This window comes from Pseudomonas flexibilis (assembly GCF_000802425.1).
GTDB lineage: Bacteria > Pseudomonadota > Gammaproteobacteria > Pseudomonadales > Pseudomonadaceae > Serpens > Serpens flexibilis.
In genome coordinates this window covers 1-21,016 of sequence record NZ_JRUD01000007.1, presented here as the reverse complement: position 1 = coordinate 21,016, position 21,016 = coordinate 1, and the positions used below count along the sequence as shown (strand labels likewise).

General features: G+C 69.8%; 17 protein-coding genes. 5 read left to right on the top strand and 12 right to left on the bottom strand.

Annotation, left to right across the window (positions count from 1 at the left end):
• Nucleotides 1-83: 83 nt before the first annotated feature.
• Nucleotides 84-1,121, top strand: coding sequence for a phosphotransferase (locus SF06_RS05255; protein ID WP_065365665.1), 1,038 nt, complete (start codon nt 84-86; stop codon nt 1,119-1,121).
• Nucleotides 1,122-1,147: 26 nt separating this feature from the next.
• Entirely contained in the window at nt 1,148-2,110 is a 963-nt protein-coding gene (locus SF06_RS05250; RefSeq protein ID WP_027591605.1) for a ribose-phosphate diphosphokinase, read from the top strand.
• A gap of 10 nt (nt 2,111-2,120) precedes the next feature.
• Here the strand turns inward: SF06_RS05250 and groL are convergent, their stop codons facing one another.
• The 11 genes from groL to glgP form a co-directional block, all read right to left on the bottom strand.
• A complete protein-coding gene (groL, locus tag SF06_RS05245; RefSeq protein ID WP_039560232.1) occupies nt 2,121-3,746 on the bottom strand; it encodes a chaperonin GroEL in 1,626 nt (541 codons plus the stop codon).
• Nucleotides 3,747-3,840: 94 nt separating this feature from the next.
• Entirely contained in the window at nt 3,841-6,123 is a 2,283-nt protein-coding gene (locus SF06_RS05240; protein WP_052199719.1) for a heavy metal translocating P-type ATPase, read from the bottom strand.
• Entirely contained in the window at nt 6,123-6,644 is a 522-nt protein-coding gene (locus SF06_RS05235) for a cytochrome b (RefSeq protein WP_027591608.1), read from the bottom strand. Before SF06_RS05235 ends, SF06_RS05240 begins: the two co-directional genes overlap by 1 nt.
• A 33-nt stretch (nt 6,645-6,677) precedes the next feature.
• The gene (locus SF06_RS05230; RefSeq protein ID WP_052199718.1) at nt 6,678-8,114 is read right to left on the bottom strand and encodes an ATP-binding protein; all 1,437 of its coding nucleotides are present in this window, start codon (nt 8,112-8,114) and stop codon (nt 6,678-6,680) included.
• Nucleotides 8,108-8,767 carry a response regulator transcription factor gene (locus tag SF06_RS05225; protein ID WP_039560231.1) on the bottom strand — a complete coding sequence of 220 codons (660 nt, stop codon included), beginning with the start codon at nt 8,765-8,767 and terminating at the stop codon, nt 8,108-8,110. Before SF06_RS05225 ends, SF06_RS05230 begins: the two co-directional genes overlap by 7 nt.
• Nucleotides 8,768-8,821: 54 nt before the next feature.
• Nucleotides 8,822-9,472, bottom strand: coding sequence for a tetratricopeptide repeat protein (locus SF06_RS05220; RefSeq protein ID WP_039560230.1), 651 nt, complete (start codon nt 9,470-9,472; stop codon nt 8,822-8,824).
• Complete coding sequence (locus tag SF06_RS05215; RefSeq protein ID WP_039560229.1) at nt 9,469-10,299, bottom strand: SDR family oxidoreductase; 831 nt, start codon at nt 10,297-10,299, stop codon at nt 9,469-9,471. The genes SF06_RS05220 and SF06_RS05215 overlap by 4 nt, the downstream gene beginning before the upstream one ends.
• Nucleotides 10,286-10,954 (bottom strand): iron-containing redox enzyme family protein, encoded by a 669-nt coding sequence (locus tag SF06_RS05210; RefSeq protein WP_039560228.1) that lies wholly within the window; start codon nt 10,952-10,954, stop codon nt 10,286-10,288. Before SF06_RS05210 ends, SF06_RS05215 begins: the two co-directional genes overlap by 14 nt.
• Nucleotides 10,955-10,957: 3 nt before the next feature.
• Nucleotides 10,958-12,415 carry an AMP-binding protein gene (locus tag SF06_RS05205; RefSeq protein ID WP_039560227.1) on the bottom strand — a complete coding sequence of 486 codons (1,458 nt, stop codon included), beginning with the start codon at nt 12,413-12,415 and terminating at the stop codon, nt 10,958-10,960.
• A complete protein-coding gene (locus tag SF06_RS05200) occupies nt 12,399-13,079 on the bottom strand; it encodes a thermostable hemolysin (RefSeq protein ID WP_039560226.1) in 681 nt (226 codons plus the stop codon). The genes SF06_RS05205 and SF06_RS05200 overlap by 17 nt, the downstream gene beginning before the upstream one ends.
• Before the next feature lie 118 nt (nt 13,080-13,197).
• A complete protein-coding gene (glgP, locus tag SF06_RS05195; protein WP_437123593.1) occupies nt 13,198-15,696 on the bottom strand; it encodes an alpha-glucan family phosphorylase in 2,499 nt (832 codons plus the stop codon).
• Nucleotides 15,697-15,813: 117 nt separating this feature from the next.
• Here glgP and mgtA point away from each other — a divergent pair, with 117 nt between their 5' ends.
• The 3 genes from mgtA to SF06_RS18650 are packed head-to-tail and all read left to right on the top strand — an operon-like array spanning nt 15,814 to nt 19,959.
• Complete coding sequence (gene mgtA, locus SF06_RS05190; protein WP_052199717.1) at nt 15,814-19,368, top strand: magnesium-translocating P-type ATPase; 3,555 nt, start codon at nt 15,814-15,816, stop codon at nt 19,366-19,368.
• 52 nt (nt 19,369-19,420) lie between these two features.
• Complete coding sequence (locus SF06_RS18655; RefSeq protein ID WP_234703302.1) at nt 19,421-19,633, top strand: SNARE-associated domain-containing protein; 213 nt, start codon at nt 19,421-19,423, stop codon at nt 19,631-19,633.
• Entirely contained in the window at nt 19,603-19,959 is a 357-nt protein-coding gene (locus SF06_RS18650; RefSeq protein ID WP_234703301.1) for an SNARE-associated domain-containing protein, read from the top strand. Before SF06_RS18655 ends, SF06_RS18650 begins: the two co-directional genes overlap by 31 nt.
• On the opposite strand, the gene SF06_RS05185 is transcribed toward SF06_RS18650, so the two are convergent.
• A complete protein-coding gene (locus SF06_RS05185; protein WP_139326684.1) occupies nt 19,919-20,500 on the bottom strand; it encodes a hypothetical protein in 582 nt (193 codons plus the stop codon). The two genes, SF06_RS18650 and SF06_RS05185, sit on opposite strands and share 41 nt — an antisense overlap.
• Nucleotides 20,501-21,016 lie beyond the last annotated feature (516 nt).

Sequence of the window (21,016 nt, the reverse complement as noted above, 5' to 3'; positions counted from 1 at the left end):
CCGAACCGTTGATCGTCATGGCGGCCGCCCGGCGGAGATTTCACCCATGCTGCACAGGGTCGCGCTGACGACGGACGACACGCATGAATGGACAACGCGAGGTCATCGACTTCCTGTGCAACCCGCGCAGCCACGGCCCGGGGCCGGGCGTCGTCGAGCGCATCGACACCCACGGCTCGCTGATCGTCCTGTACGGCGACCGGGCCTATAAGCTAAAGCGCGCGGTGACCTACGCCTCGCTGGACTTCCGCAGCCTGGCGAGCCGCGCCCGTGCCTGCCGCGCGGAACTGGCCCTGAACCGCCGCACCGCGCCAACCCTGTACCTGGGGGTGAGCGCCATTACCCGCCAGGCCGATGGCCGCCTGGCCTTCGATGGTCCCGGCAGCGTACTGGACTGGGTGGTGGTGATGCGCCGCTTTCCCCAGGAGGCCCTGTTCGACCGCATGGCCGGCGCCGGCACGCTGGCGATGGACCTGGCCGAACAGCTCGGTGCCGAAATCGCCCGCTTTCACAACAGCGCCGACCGCCTGCCCGAGCACGGCGGTGTCGAAGGCATCCGCCTGGCCATCGAGGAGAACCACCGGGAACTGCTCGGCCATCCGGACCTGCTGCCCAGCGCGCCGGTACAGGCCCTGTACCGCGCCAGCCTGCAGGCGCTCGACCGCCAGGCCGACTGCCTCGAACAGCGGCGCCGCGACGGCCGGGTCCGGCGCTGCCACGGCGACCTGCGCCTGGCCAACATCTGCCTGTTCGAAGGTCGGCCGACGCTGTTCGACGGCATCGAGTTCAGCGAGCGACTGAACTGCATCGACGTGCTCTACGACCTCTCCTTCGTGCTCATGGACCTGCACTTCCGGCAGTTGCCGAGGCACGCCGAGCAGCTGCTGGCCCGCTACCGGGCACAGCGCGACGAAGCCGAAGACTGCCAGCCACTGCCACTGTTCTTCGCCCTGCGAGCGGCGCTGCGCGCCTTCACCCTGGCCGGCAGCGCCAAGCGCCAGAGCGAGCCACGCATTGCCCGGCTCAAGGCTCGCCAGGCCCGCAGCCTGCTGCGCCTGGCGCGCGTCAGCCTGGAGCTCCCGCCGCTGCGCTTGACGCAGGCACGCCAGCGGCAATGCTGAACCCAGGCCCGATCATGGAGAGGCACATGTCTACGGAACGCCCGCTTATCTTCGCCCTGCACGGCAGCCAGGACTATGCCCGCCGGGTCGCCCGACACCTCGGTTGCGACCTCGGCGAACACGAGGAACGCACCTTCGAGGACGGTGAACACAAGACCCGCGCCCTGGAGCGGGTCAACCGCCGCGACGTCGTGGTGCTGCACAACCTCTACGGCGACGAGCGCCAGAGCGTCAACGACAAGCTGTGCCGCCTGCTGTTCTTCTGCGGCGCGCTGAAGGACGCCGGCGCCCGCCACCTGCAACTGGTCGCCCCCTACCTGTGCTACGCCCGCAAGGAACGCCGCACCCAGTACCAGGACCCGGTCATCACCCGTTACCTGGCGGGACTGTTCGAGGCCTGTGGGGTGGATCGGCTGATGGCCCTGGAAGTCCACAACCTGGCGGCCTTCGACAACGCCTTCCGCATTCCCACCCAGCACCTGGCCAGCGCTGAGCTGTTCGCCGAGCACTTCGCCCCACTGGCCGCCGACGCCGAGCTGGTGTCCGTGTCGCCGGACGCCGGCGGCGCCAAGCGCGCCGAACTGTTCCGCCAGGCCCTGCAGCGGCGCATCGGCCGGCCGGTGGGCAGCGCCTACATGGAGAAATACCGGGCCAACGATGTGGTCACCGGCGCCCTGCTGGTCGGCGACGTGCGCGGCAAGGTGGCGATCGTGATCGACGACCTGATCAGTACCGGCGGCACCCTGCTGCGCGCCGCCCGGGCCTGCCAGGAGGCTGGCGCCTCGCGCCTGTTCGCCGCCGCCGCGCACGGGCTGTTCACCGGCGGCACCGAGCTGCTGGACAGCCCGCTGTTCGAAGGCATCGTCCTGTGCGATACGGTGCCGCCGTTCCGCCTTCCCGCCGAGCTGGCCGCGCGCCGGCTGACCCTGCTGGATTCCACGGCCATGGTGGCGGCGCAGTTGGCGGAGAATTACGGCATCCAGACGTAACGGTACGGAATCAGTACATATCGGGATGGGGTTGGCTCGGCGGCGGCGCTTCCTTCTCCGGCAGCTCGGTCATTACCGCCTCGGTCAGCAGCAGCACGCTGGCCACCGACACGGCATTCTCCAGCGCCACGCGCACCACCTTGGTGGGATCGATGATGCCGGCCTCGTACAGATCCACGTAGCGGTTGGCGGCGGCGTCGAAGCCGACGTTGCCGCCCTCGGCCAGCATGCGCGCCACCACCACTCCGGCATCCACCGCCGAATTCTCGGCGATGGTGCGCGCCGGCGCCTCCAGGGCGCGGCGCAGGATCTGCAGGCCGGTGCGCTCGTCGCCCTCGCAGCCGGCTTCGGCCTGCTCCAGCGCCGGCACGCAGCGCAACAGCGCCAGCCCGCCGCCCGGCACGATGCCTTCGGCGATGGCCGCCTTGGTGGCCGCAATGGCATCATCCAGCGCGTCCTTGCGGGCGCGCATCTCGGATTCGGTGGGCGCGCCCACGCGGATCACCGCCACGCCGCCGGCCAGCTTGGCCAGCCGCTCCTGCAGCTTCTCGCGGTCGTAGTCGCTGGTCGCCTTGTCGATCTGCTGGCGCAGCTGCTGTACCCGCTTGTCGATGGCCTCGCGGGCGCCCGCGCCGCCGATCAGCGTGGTGCTCTCCTTGTCCGCCACCACGCGCCGGGCGCGGCCGAGCATGTCCAGGGTCACCTGCTCCAGGCTCAGCCCCAGCTCGCTGGAAATCACCTGGCCGTCGGTGAGAATGGCGATGTCCTGCAGCAGCTCGCGGCGCCGGTCGCCGAAGCCCGGCGCCTTCACCGCCACTGCGTGCAGCACGCCGCGCAATTGGTTGACGATCAGCGTGGCCAGCGCCTCGCCCTCGATGTCCTCGGCGATCAGCACCAGCGGCCGGCCGCTCTTGGCCAGCTGTTCGAGCAGCGGGATCAGGTCCTTGAGCAGGCCAATCTTCTGCTCGCAGAGCAGCAGGTAGGCGTCCTCCAGCACCACCTGCATCTTCTCGCTGTCGGTGACGAAGTACGGCGATACGTAACCCCGGTCGAAGCGCATGCCTTCCACCACCTCCACAACAGTCTCGGTGGTCTTGGATTCCTCGACGCTGATCACCCCCTCGCTGCCGACCTTTTCCAGCGCGTCGGCAACCTGCTCGCCGACATTCGCATCGTTATGGGCGGAGATGGTCGCCACCTGGGCCTTTTCCAGCCGCGTGCTCACAGGCCGGGACTGGCTGCGCAGGGTGTCCACCGCCAGTTGCAGGCCGCGATCCAGCCCGCGCTTGAGGTCGATGGCGCTGGCCCCGGCCACCACGTTGCGCACACCGTCGGCGAACAGCGCGTGGGCGAGCACGGTGGCGGTGCTGGTGCCGTCGCCCACCAGTTCCCCGGTACGCTCGGCGGCCTGGCGCAGCATCTGTGCGCCGAGGTTTTCCTCCGGGTCTTCCAGGTCCACCTGCTTGGCAATGGTCACCCCGTCGTTGCACACCAGTGGTGCGCCCCAGCTGCGCTGGATCAGCACCGACTTGGACTTGGGCCCGAGCGTCACCCGCACCGCATCGGCCAGCTGCGTGGCGCCGCGCAGCACCTTGTCGCGGGCGGCGCCGCGAAACAGGATCTTGGTGTGGGCCATGGCATGCCTCCTTCGCCGATGCGGACGGTTTGCGTGTTCGAGTGGCAAGGGCGCGGGAAAGCTCCGGGGTGGCGATGGACGCGCCGAGCGACGCTCAGCGCCGATCCAGGTGGTGATACAGCTCGTCTTCGTCGGCAAAATGCAGGTCGAGCACGGTATCCAGCTGCACCAGCAGGCGCTGGATATCGGCCAGTGCCTCGGCGCTCGGCGGGTCTTCCAGGTCGGCGCCCATGCGCTCCAGCTGGTGGCCGAGGCGGAAGATCTCCCGGTGCGTGTGGCTCAGCGCGGCGAGCGGGTCCTCCCCGGCCAGGTGGTTCGCCAGGCGCGGGAACAGCGCATCCTCGTCCTCGCGCTCGTGGGGCAGCAGCTGTTCCTGCAAATCCCCCAACAGCTCGCGCAATTCCCGCCCGGCCTGTGCCGCCGGCAGGCTGGTCAGCCGCTGTGCCAGCCGGTGCACCCGGATCAGCAGGGGCGCCAGCGCGGCGTGTCCCTGGCGCAGGCGCTCCACCTGCTCGCTGTCCAGCGCCGTCGCGGCGATCCGCCGGCCGCCACGCAGGGCGCGCAAGGCGTTGAGGATGACCAGCACGTCGATGCCTTCCTGCAGCAACGCGCCGGCCAGCGGCGGCAGCATGCCCAGCGCCGCGAAGAGCATGGCCAGCAGCGACAGGCCCATGCCCACCGTCACGCTCTGCACGGCGATGCGCCGCGAGCGCCGCGCGATCAGCAGGATTTCCGGGATGCGGTCCAGGCGATCCACCAGCAGCACCACGCTGGCCGCCTCCGAGGAGGCCGTGCCGCCACCCGCCGCCAGGGCGATGCCGACATCCGCGGCGGCCAGCGCCGGCGCATCGTTGATGCCGTCGCCGACCATCGCGGTGTGGCCCTGGTGGCGGCCCTGAGCCACCGCCTCGACCTTCTGCAGCGGCGTCAGGCCGGCGCACACCTCATCAACCCCGGCGGCGCGGCCGATCACCTCGGCGGCCTCCCGCTGGTCGCCGGTCAACATGACCATCCGCTCGACCCCGGCACGCCGCAGCGCCCGCAGGGTATAGGGGGTTTCCAGGCGCAGCCGGTCGGAGAACAGCGCCACCCCTTCGATCTGGCCGTCCACGGCAATGAAACTGCCGGCGGCCAGCTCATAAGCCATGCGCCGGCGCAGCGTCTCGATCCCGGGACTGACCACCGCGCCCTGCGCCACGTAATCGAAGCTGCCGAAGGCGATGTGATGGCCGTCCACCTGGCCGCTGAGCCCGGCGCCCGGCACCTCGTGTACCGCGCGTGGCGTGACCAGGCTCAGTCCCTGCTCGGCAGCCGCGCGCACCAGCGCCCGCGACACCAGATGCGGGGAGGCCTGGGCCAGCGCCGCGCCCAGGGCCAGCAGCCGGGCCGGCGGAAGCCGGCCGGCGCTTTCCACGGCGTCGAGGGTCACGTTGCCGGCGGTCAGGGTGCCGGTCTTGTCGAAGAAGAAGCGCCGGGCCAGCGCCAGCGCCTCCAGGGTGGCGCCATCCTTGATCAGCACGCCGCGCCGTGCGCTGCGCGAGATGCCGGCGATGATCGCCACCGGCGCGGCGAGGATCAGCGGACAGGGCGTGGCCACCACCAGCACCGCCAGGGCGCGCAACACGTCGCCGCTGAGCCACCAGGCCAGCCCGGCCAGCCCCAGGGTCAGCGGGATCAGCGCGAGCGCGTAGCGGTCGGCCAGCCGCACGAAGGGCGCCCGCGAACCGCGCGCCGCCTCGACCATCGCCACGATGCCGGCATAGGTGCTCTGCTGCGCCGGCCGGCTTGCGCGCAGGTCGAACGGCGCGCCGGCGTTGACCACCCCGCTGCGCACCGTCTCGCCGGCATGGCGGCGCACCGGCAGGGCTTCGCCGGTCAGCGCCGACTCATCGAGGACCGCTTCGCCGAGCAGCACCTCGCCATCCACCGGCACCACTTCGCCCAGACGCACCAGCAGGGTGTCGCCCGGCGCCACCTGCTCCACAGGAATCTGCTCCAGCGCATCGTCCCGGTAACGCCAGGCCTGGCGCGGCGCCCGGTCGACCAGGCGGTGCAGCTCGCGTTCGGCGCGCTGCTCGGTCCAGGACTCCAGCAGGCGGCCGCCGGCCAGCATCAGCGCGATGATCGCCGCGACCAGCGCCTCGTCGACCGCCAGGGCGGCGAGGATGGCCAGCAGCGCGATCAGGTCGACGCCCACCTCGCGGCGCAACAGCCGCACCAGGATCTCTGCCAGCAGCACCGCCGCCGCCAGCAAGGCGCTGGCCGTCCACACCCAGCGCGCCGCCCGCTCGGGCGCCAGCAGCCCGACCGGCACTGCCAGCAGGGCCACCAACAGGAGCAGCGGGTTGAACCAGGCAGGCAGGCGGGCGGTTGGCATCAGGCTCCGGGCAGCATGCGCCGCAGGGTTTGGTCACGCAGCACATAGTGATGGAACAGCGCCGCCACCGCGTGCAGGCCGATCAGCCAGTAACCGGCCTGGGCAACGGTTTCGTGCAGTTCCTTGAGCTGGCCGGCGCGGTCCTGGTCAGCCGGCAGCAGCGCTGGCAGCTCCAGGCCGAAGAACGGCACCGGCTTGCCGGCGGCGCTCAGGGTCAGCCAGCCGAGTAGCGGCAGGCCGATCATGAATGCGTATAGCGCTAGGTGCATCAGCCGCCCCAGCAGGTGCAGCGCGCCGGGTTCCGGCCGCACCGGTTTGATCAACCGCGCCAAAAGGCGCAGCCAGACCAGCGCGAACACGCTCAGGCCCAGCATGAAGTGCCAGTGCTTGAGCAGCTCGCGCGGCTCGCTGCCCTTGGGAAAGTTGCCCTTCAGCTCGATGGTGGCGTACACCGCCGCGATCAGCAGCAGCATCAGCCAGTGCAGGCCGATGCTCAGGGGGCTGTAGCGTTGCGTGTTCATTGCGGTACTCCTCGCGGATGGGATACCGGCAGGCTAGCGAGCGTTGCTTAACCGAAGCTTAGCGGGGGGCGACGCAGCGGCCTCGGCCGGGAAGCTCACCACCACCCGCAGCCCGCCCAGCGGCGAGTCCAGCAGCGCCAGCCCGGCGCCGTGCAGCTCGGCGATGCGTGCGACGATGGCCAGGCCGAGCCCGGCGCCCTCCCCCTCGCCCAGCCGGAAGAAGCGTTCCAGCAGCTGCGGGCGCAGCTCGGCCGGCACACCCGGCCCGCTGTCATCCACCACCAGCTGCAGGCCCTGCGCCGTGGTGCCCAGGCTGACCTGGATGCGGCCGCCCGCCGGGGTGTACTGCAACGCGTTGCCGACCAGGTTCTGCAGCAGCGTGGCCAGGCTGGCTGCATCGCCGCGCAGCAGGCGGTCGCCGTTGCACTCGTCTTCCAGGGTCAGTTCCTGATCGCGACTGAGCGCCAGCGGGGTCAACTCGGCCAGGGTTTCGCGGGCCAGCGCGCCGACGTCCACGGGCTGGCGGTGCACGCGCTGGGCGTCGGGCTCCAGGCGGGCCAGGGTGAGCAGCTGCGTCACCACCCGGGTGGTGCGATCGACGCCGCCGATCAGCAGCCGCAAGGCGCGCTCGCGTTCCGCCGCATCGGCCGCGCCGAGCGCGTTCTGGGCATGGATGCGCAGCACCGCCAGCGGCGTGCGCAGTTCGTGGGCGGCATCGGCGATGAAGCGCTTCTCCCGCACGATCAGCTGGTTGAGCTGGTGCAGCAGCCGGTTCAGCGAGGCCGCCACCGGCTCCAGCTCGCGCGGCAAGGGCGCCAGCAGGAGCGGCGACAGGTCGGCGGCGTCGCGGCTGCGCAGCAGATGCGCCATGCGCGCCAGCGGCCGCAGACCCCAGCCCACCGCCAGCCAGACCAACAAGGCAACCAGCGGCAGGCCGATCAGGTCGGGCAGCAGGCTGCGCCGGGCGATCTTGCCCACCAGCTCGCCGCGCACGTCGTCGCGCTCGCCGACCAGGATGCGCAGGCCGTCGCGGCTGCCATCCAGCAGGAACAGCCGCCACTGGTAGTCGCCCAGACGCAAGTCGTGGAAACCCGCCTGTCCGCCCAGCAGTTCCAGCAGCGACTCGTCCGGCGCGCTCGACGAGCGCAACAACAGCCGCCCCTGGCCGTCGTAGGCCTGGAAGCCCAGCTTGCTTTCGTAGGCATGCCCGGCAAGCACCGCGCCCGCGTCGCGCCGGTAGCGCACCGCTTCATCGAGCGCGGCCTGCAGCTCGGCCAGCCGCCCCGGTTCCTGGCCGCTGCGCAGCATGCCCTGCAACAGCCGGGCGCTCTGCGCCAGCTGGGCATCGAACAGCTCCTCGATCTCGTGGCGGGCGTCGCGGTAGCTCTGCTGGGCAACCAGGGTCAGACCCAGGGCCAGGGTGCCCAGGACCAGCACCAGGGTGCGGGTGCGGATCGACAGCTTCAGCATTTTTCCACCAGATAGCCGACACCGCGCACCGTGCGGATCAGCTCAGGAAAGAACTTGCGGCGCAGGTGGTGGATATGCACCTCCAGGGCATTGCTCTCCACCTCCTGGTCCCAGCCATACAGCACCTGCCCCAGTCGGTCGCGGGTCAGCACCCGCCCCGGCTGGGCCAGCAGTTCGTGCAGCAGCAGGTATTCCTTGCGCGGCAGGCCGATCTCCCGGCCCTGGTAGCTGACCTGCTGGGTCACCGGGTCCAGGCGAATGCCCCGATACTCGAGCACCGGCTGCGGGCGGCTGAAGCTGCGCCGCAGCAGCGCGCGCAGCCGGGCCTTGAGCTCCTCCACATCGAACGGCTTGACCAGATAGTCATCGGCGCCGGCATCCAGCCCGGCGATGCGGTCGCTGGTCGCGTCGCGGGCGGTGAGCACCAGCACCGGCACCGGATTGGCGGCGGCGCGCAGGCGGCGGAGCACCTGCAGGCCATCAAGGCGCGGCAGGCCCAGGTCGAGGATGGCCAGATCGAAGCTCTCGTGACTGAGCGCGTGCAGCGCCGAGGCGCCGTCGCGCAGCCAGTCCACCGTGTAGGCCTCGGGCTTGAGGGCCGTACGGATGCCCTCGCCGAGCGCCGGATCGTCTTCCACCAACAGAATGCGCATAAGGCGGTTTCCACCATGCCGGGCGTTCCCGGCATTCAACGCCGGGCGCCGTCTTTATTCCAGTTCTTCTTCGACCCGCTGCAGCAGGCGTTGTGCTTCCTCGCGTCGTCCGGCATCGGCCAGCGCGCGGCCCGGCCGGTCGGGTGCGGCCAGCGCCTTCTCCAGCGCCGCGCGGGCCTCCCGGTAGTGGCCCTCGCGGAACAGGAAATCAGCGTGGAAGTAGTTGCTGTCCAGACCGTTCGGATTCAGGCGCAGCGCCTGGTCGAACAGTTCGGCGGCCTTGGCCTTGTCACCGAAGCCGATCGGCCAGCCGGGCACCTGGTAGTACAGGGTGGCCAGGCTGGTGTAGGCAGAGCCGTCGAGGGCCTGCGGATCGAGCGCCAGCGACTCTTCGAAGGCCGTGCGCGCCCGTTTGGCCAGCCCCAGCGCGCCCAGACCGCCCTTGGCGCCGGCCCAGGTGCTGAGGATGATGCCCTGCCAGCTCTTCAGCTCCGCCGAGTCGGGGTTGCGCCGCGTGGCGGCTTCGGCCTGGCTGGCGAGCTGTTCGAAGGCCGCCTCGCGGCGCGCCTCGGGCAGCTCGTAGTTGATCTGCGCCCAGCGCTCCTGCAGACGCGCGAGCTCCTGTTCGCCGGCCGCGTCGAGGGCGAAGACGGACGAGCTGGCCAAGGCCAGCAGGACGGCGCAAATACCGTGGCGGATAGTCATGGATGTTGTTCTCCGGAAGAGGAAGTGGGCACGGCAGGCTCCGCCCCATGGGCGAAGCGGCGGATGACCGGCAACTGGCGCTGCAGCGCGCGGTCGACCAGCCGGGGTAGCAACTGGTTGAGGAACACGAAGAAGCGCTCCGGCCAGCCGAGGTAGAGCTCCTCGCGCTCGGCCTCAATGGCCCGGGCGATCTGCCCCGCCACCCGGCGGGGATCGTCCATGGCCACGCCCAGCGCATCGTTCATGGCCACCACCGGCCCGGCGTTCATCGCCGTGCGGGTGGCGCGCGGCGCGATGTACAGCACCCGGACGGCGGTGTCGGCCATCTCGCGGCGCAAGGCCTCGCTGAAGCCGCGCAGGGCGAACTTGCTGGCGCAGTAGGCCGCAAAGCCCGGGTAGCCGAGCGAGCCGAAGGTGGAGCCCAGGTTGATCACCAGCGCGCGCGGCGCGCGGCGCAGTTCCGGCAGCAGCAGACGCAGCAACTGCAAGGTGGCGGTGACGTTCACGCTGATCAGCCGCTCGATGGACGCCTCGTCCTGCTCCTCGAACAGGCTGAAGCTGTTGATCCCGGCGGCGCTGATCACCCCGTTGAAATCCTCGAAGTGGCGGGCGGCGATCAGCACCCGCTGACGGTCGGCCGGGCTGGCCAGGTCGGCGCAGACGGTCTCCACCTGGCCGGGAAAGCGCTCGGCCAGCTGTTCCAGCGCGGCGTAATCGCGGCCGACCAGCAGCAGCCGGGCGCCGCCGCCACACAACCGCTCGACCAGCGCCTGGCCGATGCCGCCGCTGGCACCGGTCACCAGCAGCCGGCAGTCAGCGAGTCGCATGGCGCACCTCCACCGGCAGGCTGTGGAACAGGTCGCCGTACAGGCGGTACACCACCCGCGCGGTATGCACCACGGCGGCGCGGTCGTCGGCGTCGTCGAGGCGGTTCATCAGCGTGCGGAAGAATTCCACATGGCTGATGTCCAGGCTGCCGTGGGAGGTCAGGTAGCTGAAGGCCTGGGGCGGCAGTTGCAGGCTGGTGCGCAGCACCTCGGCGGCCTGGGTGGCCAGGGCGATGCTGGTGCCCTCCAGCACGTTGACCATGCCGAAGAAGCTCACCGGGTTGTCGCGGGCGATACGGTCGTAGACGTAGGCGACCATCAGCTCGGTGGGCAGGCTCGGCTGGCCGTTGCGCACCGCCTCGGCATCGCCGCCGCAGGCGCGGATGTCGTTGAGAATCCATTCCTGGTGGCCGATCTCCTCCTCGATGTATTCGGCTACCGCGCTGCGCAGCCATTCCAGCCGCTCCGGCAGCCGGGCACCGCAGGCCATCAGCAGCGGCACGGTGTGCTTCACGTGGTGGTAGGCCTCGCTCAGGAAGGCGATGTAGCTGTCCAGGCTGGCGGTGCCGTCCAGGGCACTCCGGATGATCGGCGCGCCGAGCAGGTAGGCACGCTCGGCCTCGGTCTGGTGTTGCAGCTCGTCGAAGAACTCCATGGGTCACTCTCCGCAGGGGGAAGTCAGCAGGCCCGCCAGGGCCGCTTGGTAATGGTCGAGCAGCGCGGCACGACGCAGCCGCCCGTTGCGGGTGGCCAGGCCGTTGTCGGCGCTGAAGGGTTGTGCGGCGCGCAGCCAGCGGTGCACGCGGGCGTAGTCGGGCAGCGTGCGGTTGACCGCGGCGACCGCCTCGGCCAGTTGCGCGTCCGGGCAGTCGGCGCGGCGCGGCACCAGCACGGCGACGTTGCACGGCAGCGCCTCGCCGTGCAGCCAGGCCTGGGCGATGGGCAGTTGCTGGACCAGCTCGGCCTCGACCCATTCCGGGTTGACGTTGCGGCCGTAGGCGGTCACGAACTGGTGCTTCTTGCGTCCGCGCAGGGTCAGGAAGCCGTCCTGCAGTTCGCCCAGGTCGCCGGTGGCCAGCCAGTCGCCGGACAGCGGCGGCTCGCCCAGGTAACCGAGCATGCGCGCGCCGCGCACCCAGACTTCGCCGTCCTCGGCCAGGCGCAGCTCAACGTGGGGCAACGGCCGGCCGACGCTGCCGATGCGGCGCGCCTCGGGGGTGTTCAGGCACACCACCGAGGCGCACTCGGACAGTCCGTAGCCCTCGAATACCGGCAGGCCCAGGCGGTCGGCCCACTCCAGCAGCTGCGGCGCCACGCGCCCGCCGCCGACGGCGACGAAGCGCAGCGAATCCGGCAGCGCCACGCCCTGCTCCGCCGCCGTCACCAGCGCCAGCAGCAGCTGCGGCAGCAGTATCAGGCTGTTGGGGCGCACCGCATGCAGCAGCGCCAGGAAACGCGCCACGTCGAAGCCGCTGGCGCCCTGCAGCCCGACCTGCGCCAGCGGGCGCAGCTCCACGGCGGCGCCGGCCAGCAACGGGGCGTAAATGCCGGCGAGGTTCTCCAGCAGCGTGGCCAGCGGCAGCACGCACAGATGGCGCGTGACCTGGCGGCTGCGGCTGGCCCGCTCCAGGCTGTCGGCCACGCGCAGCAGGGTGTCGGCGTCGAGGCAGACGCCCTTGGGCTGGCCGGTGGTGCCCGAGGTGTAGGTGATCTTGCAGGTGCCGGGCGGCAGTTCCGCCTGGCGGGCCGGCGCGCGGCGCAGCAGCCCGCCTTCCTCGCGGAAGCCGCAGGCCTGGCTAGCCGGACTGTGCGCGCCGAGCAGCGCGTCGACGCCGGCGTCCTGCAGCACGTGGATCTGCTGGTCATCGGAGAAGAAGCCCGGCAGCGGCACGCAGACGAGTCCCGCGCGCAGCAGCGCCAGATCCCATAGCGCCCACTCCAGGCCGTTGTCCAGCGCCAGCGCCACGCGCCGCACCTCCCAGGCCCGCAGGCGTTCGACCCGGGCATCGATTTCGTCCAGCAGCGCGGCATAGTCGAGCCGGCGCTCGCCGTCACTCAGCGCCGTCCCGCTGTGGGCCGCCAGGCGCGCCCAGAACCGTTCAGCAGCCGACGGCATGGGCCAGCCCTCCGTGGTAGAGCGGCTGATGGCCGAGACGCGCATACACCCCCAACTGCAGCAATTGGCGGTGGCCGGGCAGGATCTCACCGACCATCACCTGCGGCCGGCTGGCGTAGTAGCTGCCCCAGTCCTCGCGCTCGGCACCCAGGCGCGCCGGATCAGCCTCGCCCAGCGGCAGCGGCGCCAAGCCCAGGCGCTGGAAGCTGTTGAGCAGTTCGCGAGTGCCGGTGAAGGCCACCCACTGGAAGCCTTCGCTGATCAGCAGGTCGGTGAGCGCGACGATCAGCAGGCGCGCCGAGGCGGCGCCGGTGGCGGCCAGGTTGCCGACCTCGACGATGGCGTCGCGCGGCACCTGCCGCGCATGGCGGCGGGCGATCTCGCCCTCCAGCGGCGCGTCCAGGTAGCGCTCCAGAAACAGCGGCTGGCGGGCCGGACGCAAGCCTACCGCCCCCTGTACCACCCCACGCTCGTCCAGCAGGCCGAGCAGGCAGGGCAGGAAATGGCGGATGCGCGCCTGGTGCTCGTCAGCGAAACGCTGGCGAATGAACGCTTCCAGCGTGTGCCGCAACGGGCCGCCATCGGCCTCGGCCCGGCGCAGGTACAGCGGCGTGTCGCGGCCGATGCGCGCCAGGGTGTCGGTTTCGTGTTCGGGCTCAAGCATGCGGGGGCGTCCTCTGCGGAAATGATCCGAGAGGCATCTTCGGCACCCAGGCTTAAGAAATTCTTAGGTTTCCCACGGCAAGTACCGGCGCGCGGCGACTTTTCGCAGCGAGCCGGCTTCAGCGTTCCCAGAGGATATGCGCGCTCTCCAGCGGCACCTTCGCGTCGGGGTGCGCCGGCACCACGCGCAGCGTGTAATCGCCGGCCGGGCGCTCGGCTGGCAGTTCCAGGCGATAGGCGTAGCCGTGGGTGGCGCCGACCAGTGCATGGGCGCGCTGCAGCGCCCGGCATTCGGCCGGCTGGCCGTCGGCATACAGCTCGACACGCACGGCGTCGGCGTCCAGGTCGCCCAGGTACAGCTGCGCCTCGACCTGGTGCAGGCCGTCCTGGGTAGTCACCCGCACCTCGCCGATGCGCAACGAGGCCCATTTCTCGTCCAGTTCGCGCTGCCAGCGCACCAGCGCGGCCGCGCGCGCGCCCCGCTCGGCCGCACGCTCCCGGTAGGCGACCGCCGCCGGCAGGTAGTGCGTTTCGGTGTATTCGCGCACGGTGCGCGCCGCCGAATACTGCGGGGTGAGCCGCGCCATGCTCTGGCGCATGCGCGCCACCCAGGCGGTGGGGATGCCCTGCGCGTCGCGCTGGTAGAACTGCGGCACCACCTCGTTCTCCAGCAGCGCGTAGAGCGCCTCGGCATCGCGGGCGTCCTGGACCGCCTCGTCCGGGTCCTGCTCGCCATTGCCCAGCGCCCAGCCGACCTCGGGCGTGTAGGCCTCCGCCCACCAGCCGTCCAGCACCGACAGATTCAGGCCGCCGTTGACCAGCGTCTTCATGCCGCTGGTGCCGCAGGCCTCCCACGGGCGGCGCGGGGTGTTCAACCAGACGTCCACGCCCTGCACCAGCCGTTCGGTCAGCTGCATGTCGTAGTCGGCGAGGAACACCGCGCGGTGGCGCACCTCGGGCCGGCGCACGAACTCCACCCACTGGCGGATCATCGCCTGCCCGCGGCGGTCCTCGGGGTGCGCCTTGCCGGCCAGGATCAGCTGCACCGGGCGCTGCGGGTGGGTGAGCAGGCGGATCAGCCGCTGCGGATCGTGCAGCAGCAGGTTGGGTCGCTTGTAGGCCACGAAGCGCCGGGCGAAGCCGAGGGTCAGGGTGTTGCAGTCCAGCACATGGCGGGCGGTCTCGCGCCAGGCCTCCGGCGCGCCGGAGGCGCCCATCTGCCAGACCAGCCGCGCCCGCGCGTAGCCCACCAGCGCGGCGCTGGCGGCGGTGCGGAACTGCCAGAGCTGAGCGTCGGACACGCAGGCGATGTCCTCGCCCAGCGTGCCGACGGTGCCCGACCAGCGATTCTTGCCGCAGGCGGTGGTCCACAGTTCGTCGGCCTGGGCCGAGTCCCAGGTGGGCATGTGCACGCCGTTGGTGATGTGGCCGACCGGCACCTCGGCCAGCGGCCAGCGCGGAAACAGCGGCGCGAACAGCGCCCGGCTGACCGCGCCGTGCAGGCGGCTGACGCCGTTCACCGCGCCGCTGCCGCGAATCGCCAGCCAGGCCATGTTGAACGGCTCGCCGTCGTTGTCCGCCTCCAGCCGGCCGAGCGCCAGCAGCGCGCGACGCGAAATGCCCAGCCGCTGTTCGGCGTAGGCGCCCAGGTACTGCTCCACCAGCGCCGGGGCGAAACGGTCGAAACCCACCGACACCGCCGTATGGGTGGTGAACAGGTTACCGGCGCGGGTGGCGGCCAGCGCCACGTCGAACGGCTGGCCGGTGTCCGCCATGAATTGCCGTGCGCGCTCCAGCACGGCGAAGGCCGCATGCCCCTCGTTGAGGTGGCACACCTCCGGTTGCAGGCCCATGGCGCGCAGCAGCTGCCAGCCGCCGATGCCCAGCACCAGTTCCTGGGTGAGGCGCAGCTCGCTGCCGCCGCCGTACAGCTGACTGGTGATGCCGCGATGAACCGGGTAATTGGCCATGTCGTTGCTGTCCAGCAGGAACAGCCGCACCCGTCCCACCTGCACCTGCCAGCCGCGCAGCCAGATCAGCTGGCCGGGCAGCTCCAGGCGCACTCGCAGCCATTCGCCATCGGCCTGGCGCAGCGGCGTGACCGGCAGCTGCCCCGGATCGTTGAACGGATTCAGCGCGCGCTGCGCGCCGGCGCTATCGATGGTCTGCCGGAAGTAGCCACTCTGGTACAGCAGGCCGACGCCGTACACCGGCAGCCCCAGATCACCGGCGGCCTTGAGCTGGTCGCCGGCCACGTTGCCCAGCCCGCCGGAATAGATGGGCAGCGACTCGCCGAGCATGAACTCCATACTGAAGTAGGCCACCGCGCCCAGCGCCGCTTGCGGATGGGCCTGCTGGAACCAGGCCGGCGCCTCGGCGGCCTGCCGGCGCGCCTCGACCAGCGTCGCCAGCCGCCGGCGCACGTCGGCATCGCCCAGCACCTGCCGCAGTCGGCCCTGGGAGACCGTCTGCAGCACCACCCAGGGATTGCGCGTCTGGCTCCACAGCTGTTCATCAAGCTGCCGCCAGATCCAGTCCGTGGCGTGGTTCCAGGAGGAACGCATGTCCAGCGCCAGCCCGAGCAGCGCCTCGAAACCCTCGATGTCGTGGAAGGCCAGGCGCTGCTTGGGGTGAATGAAATGAATCGGCTCGCTCACGGTCCCTTCCTTCGCAGGTATGTGCAATTCCTGCTCAGGATAGATGGCGCCCGAGGGCGTCTACGGGAGCGCCCGACCATGCCGCATGCCGACCGCCCTGCCCGCCCCCTGTCGTCGGCCCGCCACTGGCTGGGCTGGCTGCTGGGCGCCGCCGGACTGGCGGCGGTGGTGACGGTGGCGCTGCACCTGAGCGAGGTGCGCGCCTTCGCGCAGCAACTGGCGCGGCTGCAGCCGGGCTGGCTGCTGCTGGCCGTGCTGCTGCAGGCCATGACCTACCTGGCCCAGGGGCAGCTGTACCGACGGGTGGCCCATGCCGGCCAGGCCGAGCTGTCGCTCTGGCAGGGCGCGCGGCTCGGCCTGATGAAGCTGTTCATCGACCAGGCGCTGCCCAGCTACGGCCTGAGCGGCACCCTGGCCGCCACCGCGGCCTTCGAACGCCACGGCATCCGCCGCCCGGTGGTGATGGCCTGCCTGGCGGTGAGCCTGACCGCCTACCTGCTGGCCTACGTGGCGAGCCTGGCCGCCGCGCTGGCGGTCACGGTGCTGGAAGGCCACGCCACCCGCCTGCTGCTGCTCGCCGGCGGCCTGTTCGTGCTCGGCACCCTCGGGGCGGGTCTGGCCGTGGCGCTGCTGGCCGGGCATCCGCTGCCGGCGCGCCTGAGCCGGCTGCCGGGCGGCCAATGGCTGCAGCGGCCGCTGGCCGTGCTGGCACAGGCCGATGCCCGGCTGGTGCGCAACCCGCGCCTGCTGCTCACCGCCACCGGCCTGGACCTGGGCATCGTGCTGCTCGACGCCACGACGCTGTGGGTGCTGATCCTGGCGCTGGGTGAAAGCCCCAGCTGGGCCAGCGTGTTCGCCGGCTTCATGCTGGCCAGCGTGCTGCGCAGCATCGGCGTGACACCCGGCGGGCTGGGGCTGTTCGAGGCCGCGCTGATCACCACCCTGAGCTGGGCCGGCATCAGCGTGCCGGTGGCGCTGTCGGCGACCCTGCTGTTTCGGGGCCTGAGCTTCTGGCTGCCGATGCTGCCGGGCCTGCTGCTGGCGCGCGGCGCCACCCGGAACACGACACCCACGCCCGCCGCGGACGACGAACCCTGGTGGAGCTGGAGCCCCGAGCAGGCCTTCCGCCAGCTGGACAGCACCCCGGACGGCCTGGACGCCGCGAGGCTGGCGCGCCATCCGGCGGCGACGCAGCTGGCGCGCGGGCGGACGGCGGGGCTGGGGCGCACCTTCCTGACCCAGCTGTACAACCCGCTGATGCTGATTCTGGTGGTGGCCTGCGGGGTGTCGCTGGTGGTGGCGGAGTGGCTGGACGCGCTCATCGTGCTGGCGATCATCCTGCTCAGTGCCCTGCTCACCGCCCTGCAGGAACGCCGCGCCTCGCGGGCGGTGGAAGCGTTGCGCGCGCAGGTGGCGCTCACCGCCAAGGTGCGTCGTGACGGCCAGCTGCGGGAGATTCCCGCCAGCCAGGTGGTGCCGGGCGACGTGGTGGAGCTGTCCGCCGGCAGCCTGGTGCCCGCCGACGGCCTGCTGCTGGAAGCGCGCGACTGCTTCGTCGCCCAGGGCCTGCTGACCGGCGAATCGGCGCCAGTGCAGAAGCTGCCCGGGGTGGCGAAGATCGACGCCAGCCTGGCCGAGCGCAGCAACTGCCTGTTCATGGGCAGCTCGCTGCGCAGCGGCACCGCCCGGCTGCTGGCGGTGCGCAGCGGCGCGGCCAGCGAGTACGGGCGCATCGCCCAGAGCCTGACCCTGCGCCCGCCGGAAACCGAGTTCGAACGCGGCCTGCGCCACTTCGGCGCGCTGCTGCTGCGGGTGATGCTGCTGATCGTGCTCGGCGTGCTGGCCGCCAACATCCTGCTGCAGCGGCCCACCGTGGACACCCTGCTGTTCGCCATCGCCCTGGCGGTCGGCCTGTCGCCGGAGCTGCTGCCGGCGGTGCTGGGCATCACCCTCGCCCAGGGCGCCCAGCGCATGGCCCACCAGGGGGTGATCGTGCGCCATCTCAACGCCATCGAGAACCTCGGCGCCATGGACGTGTTGTGCAGCGACAAGACCGGCACCCTCACCCAGGGCGTGGCGCGCCTGGACGCCGCGCTGGACGCCGAGGGCCAGCCGTCGCCGCGCTGCCTGCTGCTGGCGGCGCTCAACGCCGGGCTGCAGACCGGCATGGCCAACCCGCTGGACGAGGCGATCAGCGCCGCCGCCCAGGAACAGCAGGTGGCGTTGGACGGCTACCGCAAGCTCGACGAAACCCCCTACGACTTCGTGCGCAAGCGCCTCGGCGTGCTGGTGGCCGAGCCGGCGGGCGCGCCGCTGCTGATCGTCAAGGGCGCGCTGGACAAGGTGCTCGACGCCTGCGACCACGTGCACGGCGAGCCGCTGGACGCCGCGCACCGCGCACAACTGGATGCCCGCTTCGCCGAGTGGAGCGCCCAGGGCTACCGGGTGCTGGGCGTGGCCAGCCGTGCACTGCCGGACGCAACCGGCTGCACGGTGGCCGACGAGCGCGCGCTGGATTTCGAGGGCTTCCTGCTGATCTTCGACCCGCCGGAACCCGGCGTGGCCGACACCCTGCAGTGGCTCGCCGGGCTGGGCGTGCAGGTGAAGATCATCAGCGGCGACAACCGCCGGGTGACCCGCCATGTGGCCGAGGCGGTGGGCCTGGACGCCGAACAGCTGATCACCGGCAGCGAGCTGCTGCGCATGAAGGACGACGAACTGCTGCACCGCGTGCCGCAGGTAGCGCTGTTCGCCGAGGTCGACCCCAGCCAGAAGGAGCGCATCATCCTCGCCCTGCAGAAGACCGGCCACGTGGTGGGCTTTCTCGGCGACGGCATCAACGACGCCCCGGCGCTGCACGCGGCGGACGTCGGCATCTCGGTGGACCAGGCCGCCGACGTGGCCCGCGAGGCCGCCGACTTCGTGCTGCTGCGCCACGACCTGGACCTGCTGCGCCTGGGCATCGATGAGGGCCGGCGCACCTTCGCCAACACCCTCAAGTACATCTTCATCACCACCAGCGCCAACTTCGGCAACATGATCAGCATGGCGCTGGCCTCGGTGCTGCTGCCGTTCCTGCCGCTGCTGGCCAAGCAGATCCTGCTCAACAACTTCCTCTCCGACCTGCCGGCCATGACCCTGGCCGGCGACCACGTGGACCCCGAGTGGGAACGCACCCCGCACCACTGGAACCTGCGCGAGGTTCGCAACGTGATGGTGGCGTTCGGCCTGACCAGCTCGCTGTTCGACGCGCTGACCTTCGGGCTGCTGTTCTACGTGGCCGGCGACCAGCCGGCGCTGTTTCGCAGCGGCTGGTTCGTGGAATCGCTGCTCACCGAACTGGCGATCATCTTCGTGGTGCGCACCTACAAGCCCTTCTACCGCAGCCGCCCCGGCCGGCTGCTGCTGATCAGCACTCTGGCGGTGATGCTGCTCACCCTGCTGCTGCCCTACACCCCGGTGGGCGGCTGGTTCGACCTGGTGCCCCTGCCCTGGCCGCTGCTGGCGGCGATCCTGACCCTCACCCTGCTCTACGCCGCCACCTCCGAATGGGTGAAGCGCCATCTGCTGGCCACCGCCCGCCGTCCGACACGGGCGGCGCGGCGGCATCGGGGGCAGCCGTGGCCGCCATGAACAACCCCGGATGTGACGGCCTGCCAGCGCGTGGCAGCCGAAGGACAACCTGATGACGCTGACGCAACTGGTCGCCGACTACGGCTATCTGGCGGTATTCGCCGGCGCGCTCTTCGAGGGCGAAACGGTTTTGCTGCTGGCTGGATTCGCCGCGCACCAGGGGTACCTGTCATTCCCTGGATCGTCCTCATCGCCTTCTGCGGCGGCACGCTGGGCGATCAGCTCTGGTTCTTCATGGGTCGGCGCTACGGAACGGCCTTGTTGAAGCGCTTTCCGCAACTGACGCCAGCTACGCAGCAGGTCAACCGCCTGATGCTGCGTTTTCAGGTGGGGATGATTATCGGCGTGCGCTTCATGTACGGATTACGCATCGCCGGGCCCATCGCCATCGGCATGAGCGACGTTCCAACGTGGCGCTTCATTCTGTTCAACAGTTCACCTACTACATTGCGTCATATTGTCTGGGCAACGTTCGCCATAACCGGCAGCCAAAAGCGACGCGACGAAGGAGCGGCGCTTCTGGCTGTCCGAGTTCATGGCGTTGTTATGCCTATAAGTCGGAGGCGGCCTTCTTGGCGTTCTTTTGCCTGATGTCGTCCTCGATCAGCTCCTTCATTTTTCGTACTTCCTGCAGGGCAGGCGTAAATGTGTACGACAACGAAGTACTTTGCTGATTACCGAAGCCGAACGTGTTCCGATTCAGGACGATATCGACATTACCATCCCGATACTTGTAATCTTGCTGAAACCCCATACCCTGAGGAGATGCAGCACCATACTTCGTATCCAATGCATCTTTCAGCGTCTTAAAGGTTTCTCCGGTGTCGGACCAAGTTACGGAAATATCGTACAGCTTCTTGTCAGGAGCGAAGCTAAGCCACGCCTCGCGTACTGGACCAAACTTATTAAATCTCTCGAACGACCCGACTTTGATCATTGGCAAATCGCTGCCATACCCCTTGTAACCGTAATTGTCTTCAAATCGTGAACCCGCCTTCTTCAATGAGGCGATGACTTGATCTCGTGTCTGGTCCCCAAGCCCAAGACCAAGATACTCGGCGGCGTCAGCCGAACCCACGGAAGCCACCAGGAGCATACCCGCCGAAAATATAGTAACGACTCCAGATTTCACTCTATTTTCTCCTTTTCTGAGTTTTTTATTGCGCTACTTTGACCTTGACTCTCTCTGCTCCCCGACGTAAACACAGAAAGCGGAATTGTAGCCGTTAAACGTAACCGAGTAGTTGAAGTCACAGAAATGCGCTGGGTTTTTGGTTGCAACGATATCACCCTTCTTGCAAACGCCTCCCAGGCCCTCCACCAACGAGTCATTGTCCGCTCCGAGACACGCCTGCCCCGTTGGCGCTTGCTCGTAACAACCGGCAAGCGACATGGCAACCACGCCGATTAGGATGCTCTTCTTCATGGTTCTTCTCTACCTCCCTTGTTGGCATAATTGGGATAGGGAGACGCCTCACGGCGCCTCTCCTCCCACACCACCGTGCATACGGGTCACGTACCTGTCGCTTACACACATCTTACGCTTCCGACGACTCCTTACCTGTTCTACTCTATAGACCCCGTCTCATTTGCAAAAGAATTATCCACCCAACAATTCCATCACTCCTCTCCACATCAATCACCCTCT

Excerpts from the sequence above, each read along its gene's own strand:
- SF06_RS05225 (WP_039560231.1), bottom strand. The coding sequence starts at position 8,767 with ATGCGCATTCTGTTGGTGGAAGACGATCCGGCGCTCGGCGAGGGCATC.
- SF06_RS05205 (WP_039560227.1), bottom strand. The coding sequence starts at position 12,415 with ATGCCGTCGGCTGCTGAACGGTTCTGGGCGCGCCTGGCGGCCCACAGC.
- SF06_RS05230 (WP_052199718.1), bottom strand. The coding sequence starts at position 8,114 with ATGCTGAAGCTGTCGATCCGCACCCGCACCCTGGTGCTGGTCCTGGGC.
- SF06_RS18650 (WP_234703301.1), top strand. The coding sequence starts at position 19,603 with ATGGGTCGGCGCTACGGAACGGCCTTGTTGAAGCGCTTTCCGCAACTG.
- SF06_RS05235 (WP_027591608.1), bottom strand. The coding sequence starts at position 6,644 with ATGAACACGCAACGCTACAGCCCCCTGAGCATCGGCCTGCACTGGCTG.
- groL (WP_039560232.1), bottom strand. The coding sequence starts at position 3,746 with ATGGCCCACACCAAGATCCTGTTTCGCGGCGCCGCCCGCGACAAGGTG.
- SF06_RS05215 (WP_039560229.1), bottom strand. The coding sequence starts at position 10,299 with ATGCGACTCGCTGACTGCCGGCTGCTGGTGACCGGTGCCAGCGGCGGC.
- SF06_RS05220 (WP_039560230.1), bottom strand. The coding sequence starts at position 9,472 with ATGACTATCCGCCACGGTATTTGCGCCGTCCTGCTGGCCTTGGCCAGC.
- SF06_RS18655 (WP_234703302.1), top strand. The coding sequence starts at position 19,421 with ATGACGCTGACGCAACTGGTCGCCGACTACGGCTATCTGGCGGTATTC.
- SF06_RS05210 (WP_039560228.1), bottom strand. The coding sequence starts at position 10,954 with ATGGAGTTCTTCGACGAGCTGCAACACCAGACCGAGGCCGAGCGTGCC.
- mgtA (WP_052199717.1), top strand. The coding sequence starts at position 15,814 with ATGCCGCATGCCGACCGCCCTGCCCGCCCCCTGTCGTCGGCCCGCCAC.
- SF06_RS05255 (WP_065365665.1), top strand. The coding sequence starts at position 84 with ATGAATGGACAACGCGAGGTCATCGACTTCCTGTGCAACCCGCGCAGC.
- SF06_RS05240 (WP_052199719.1), bottom strand. The coding sequence starts at position 6,123 with ATGCCAACCGCCCGCCTGCCTGCCTGGTTCAACCCGCTGCTCCTGTTG.
- SF06_RS05250 (WP_027591605.1), top strand. The coding sequence starts at position 1,148 with ATGTCTACGGAACGCCCGCTTATCTTCGCCCTGCACGGCAGCCAGGAC.
- SF06_RS05200 (WP_039560226.1), bottom strand. The coding sequence starts at position 13,079 with ATGCTTGAGCCCGAACACGAAACCGACACCCTGGCGCGCATCGGCCGC.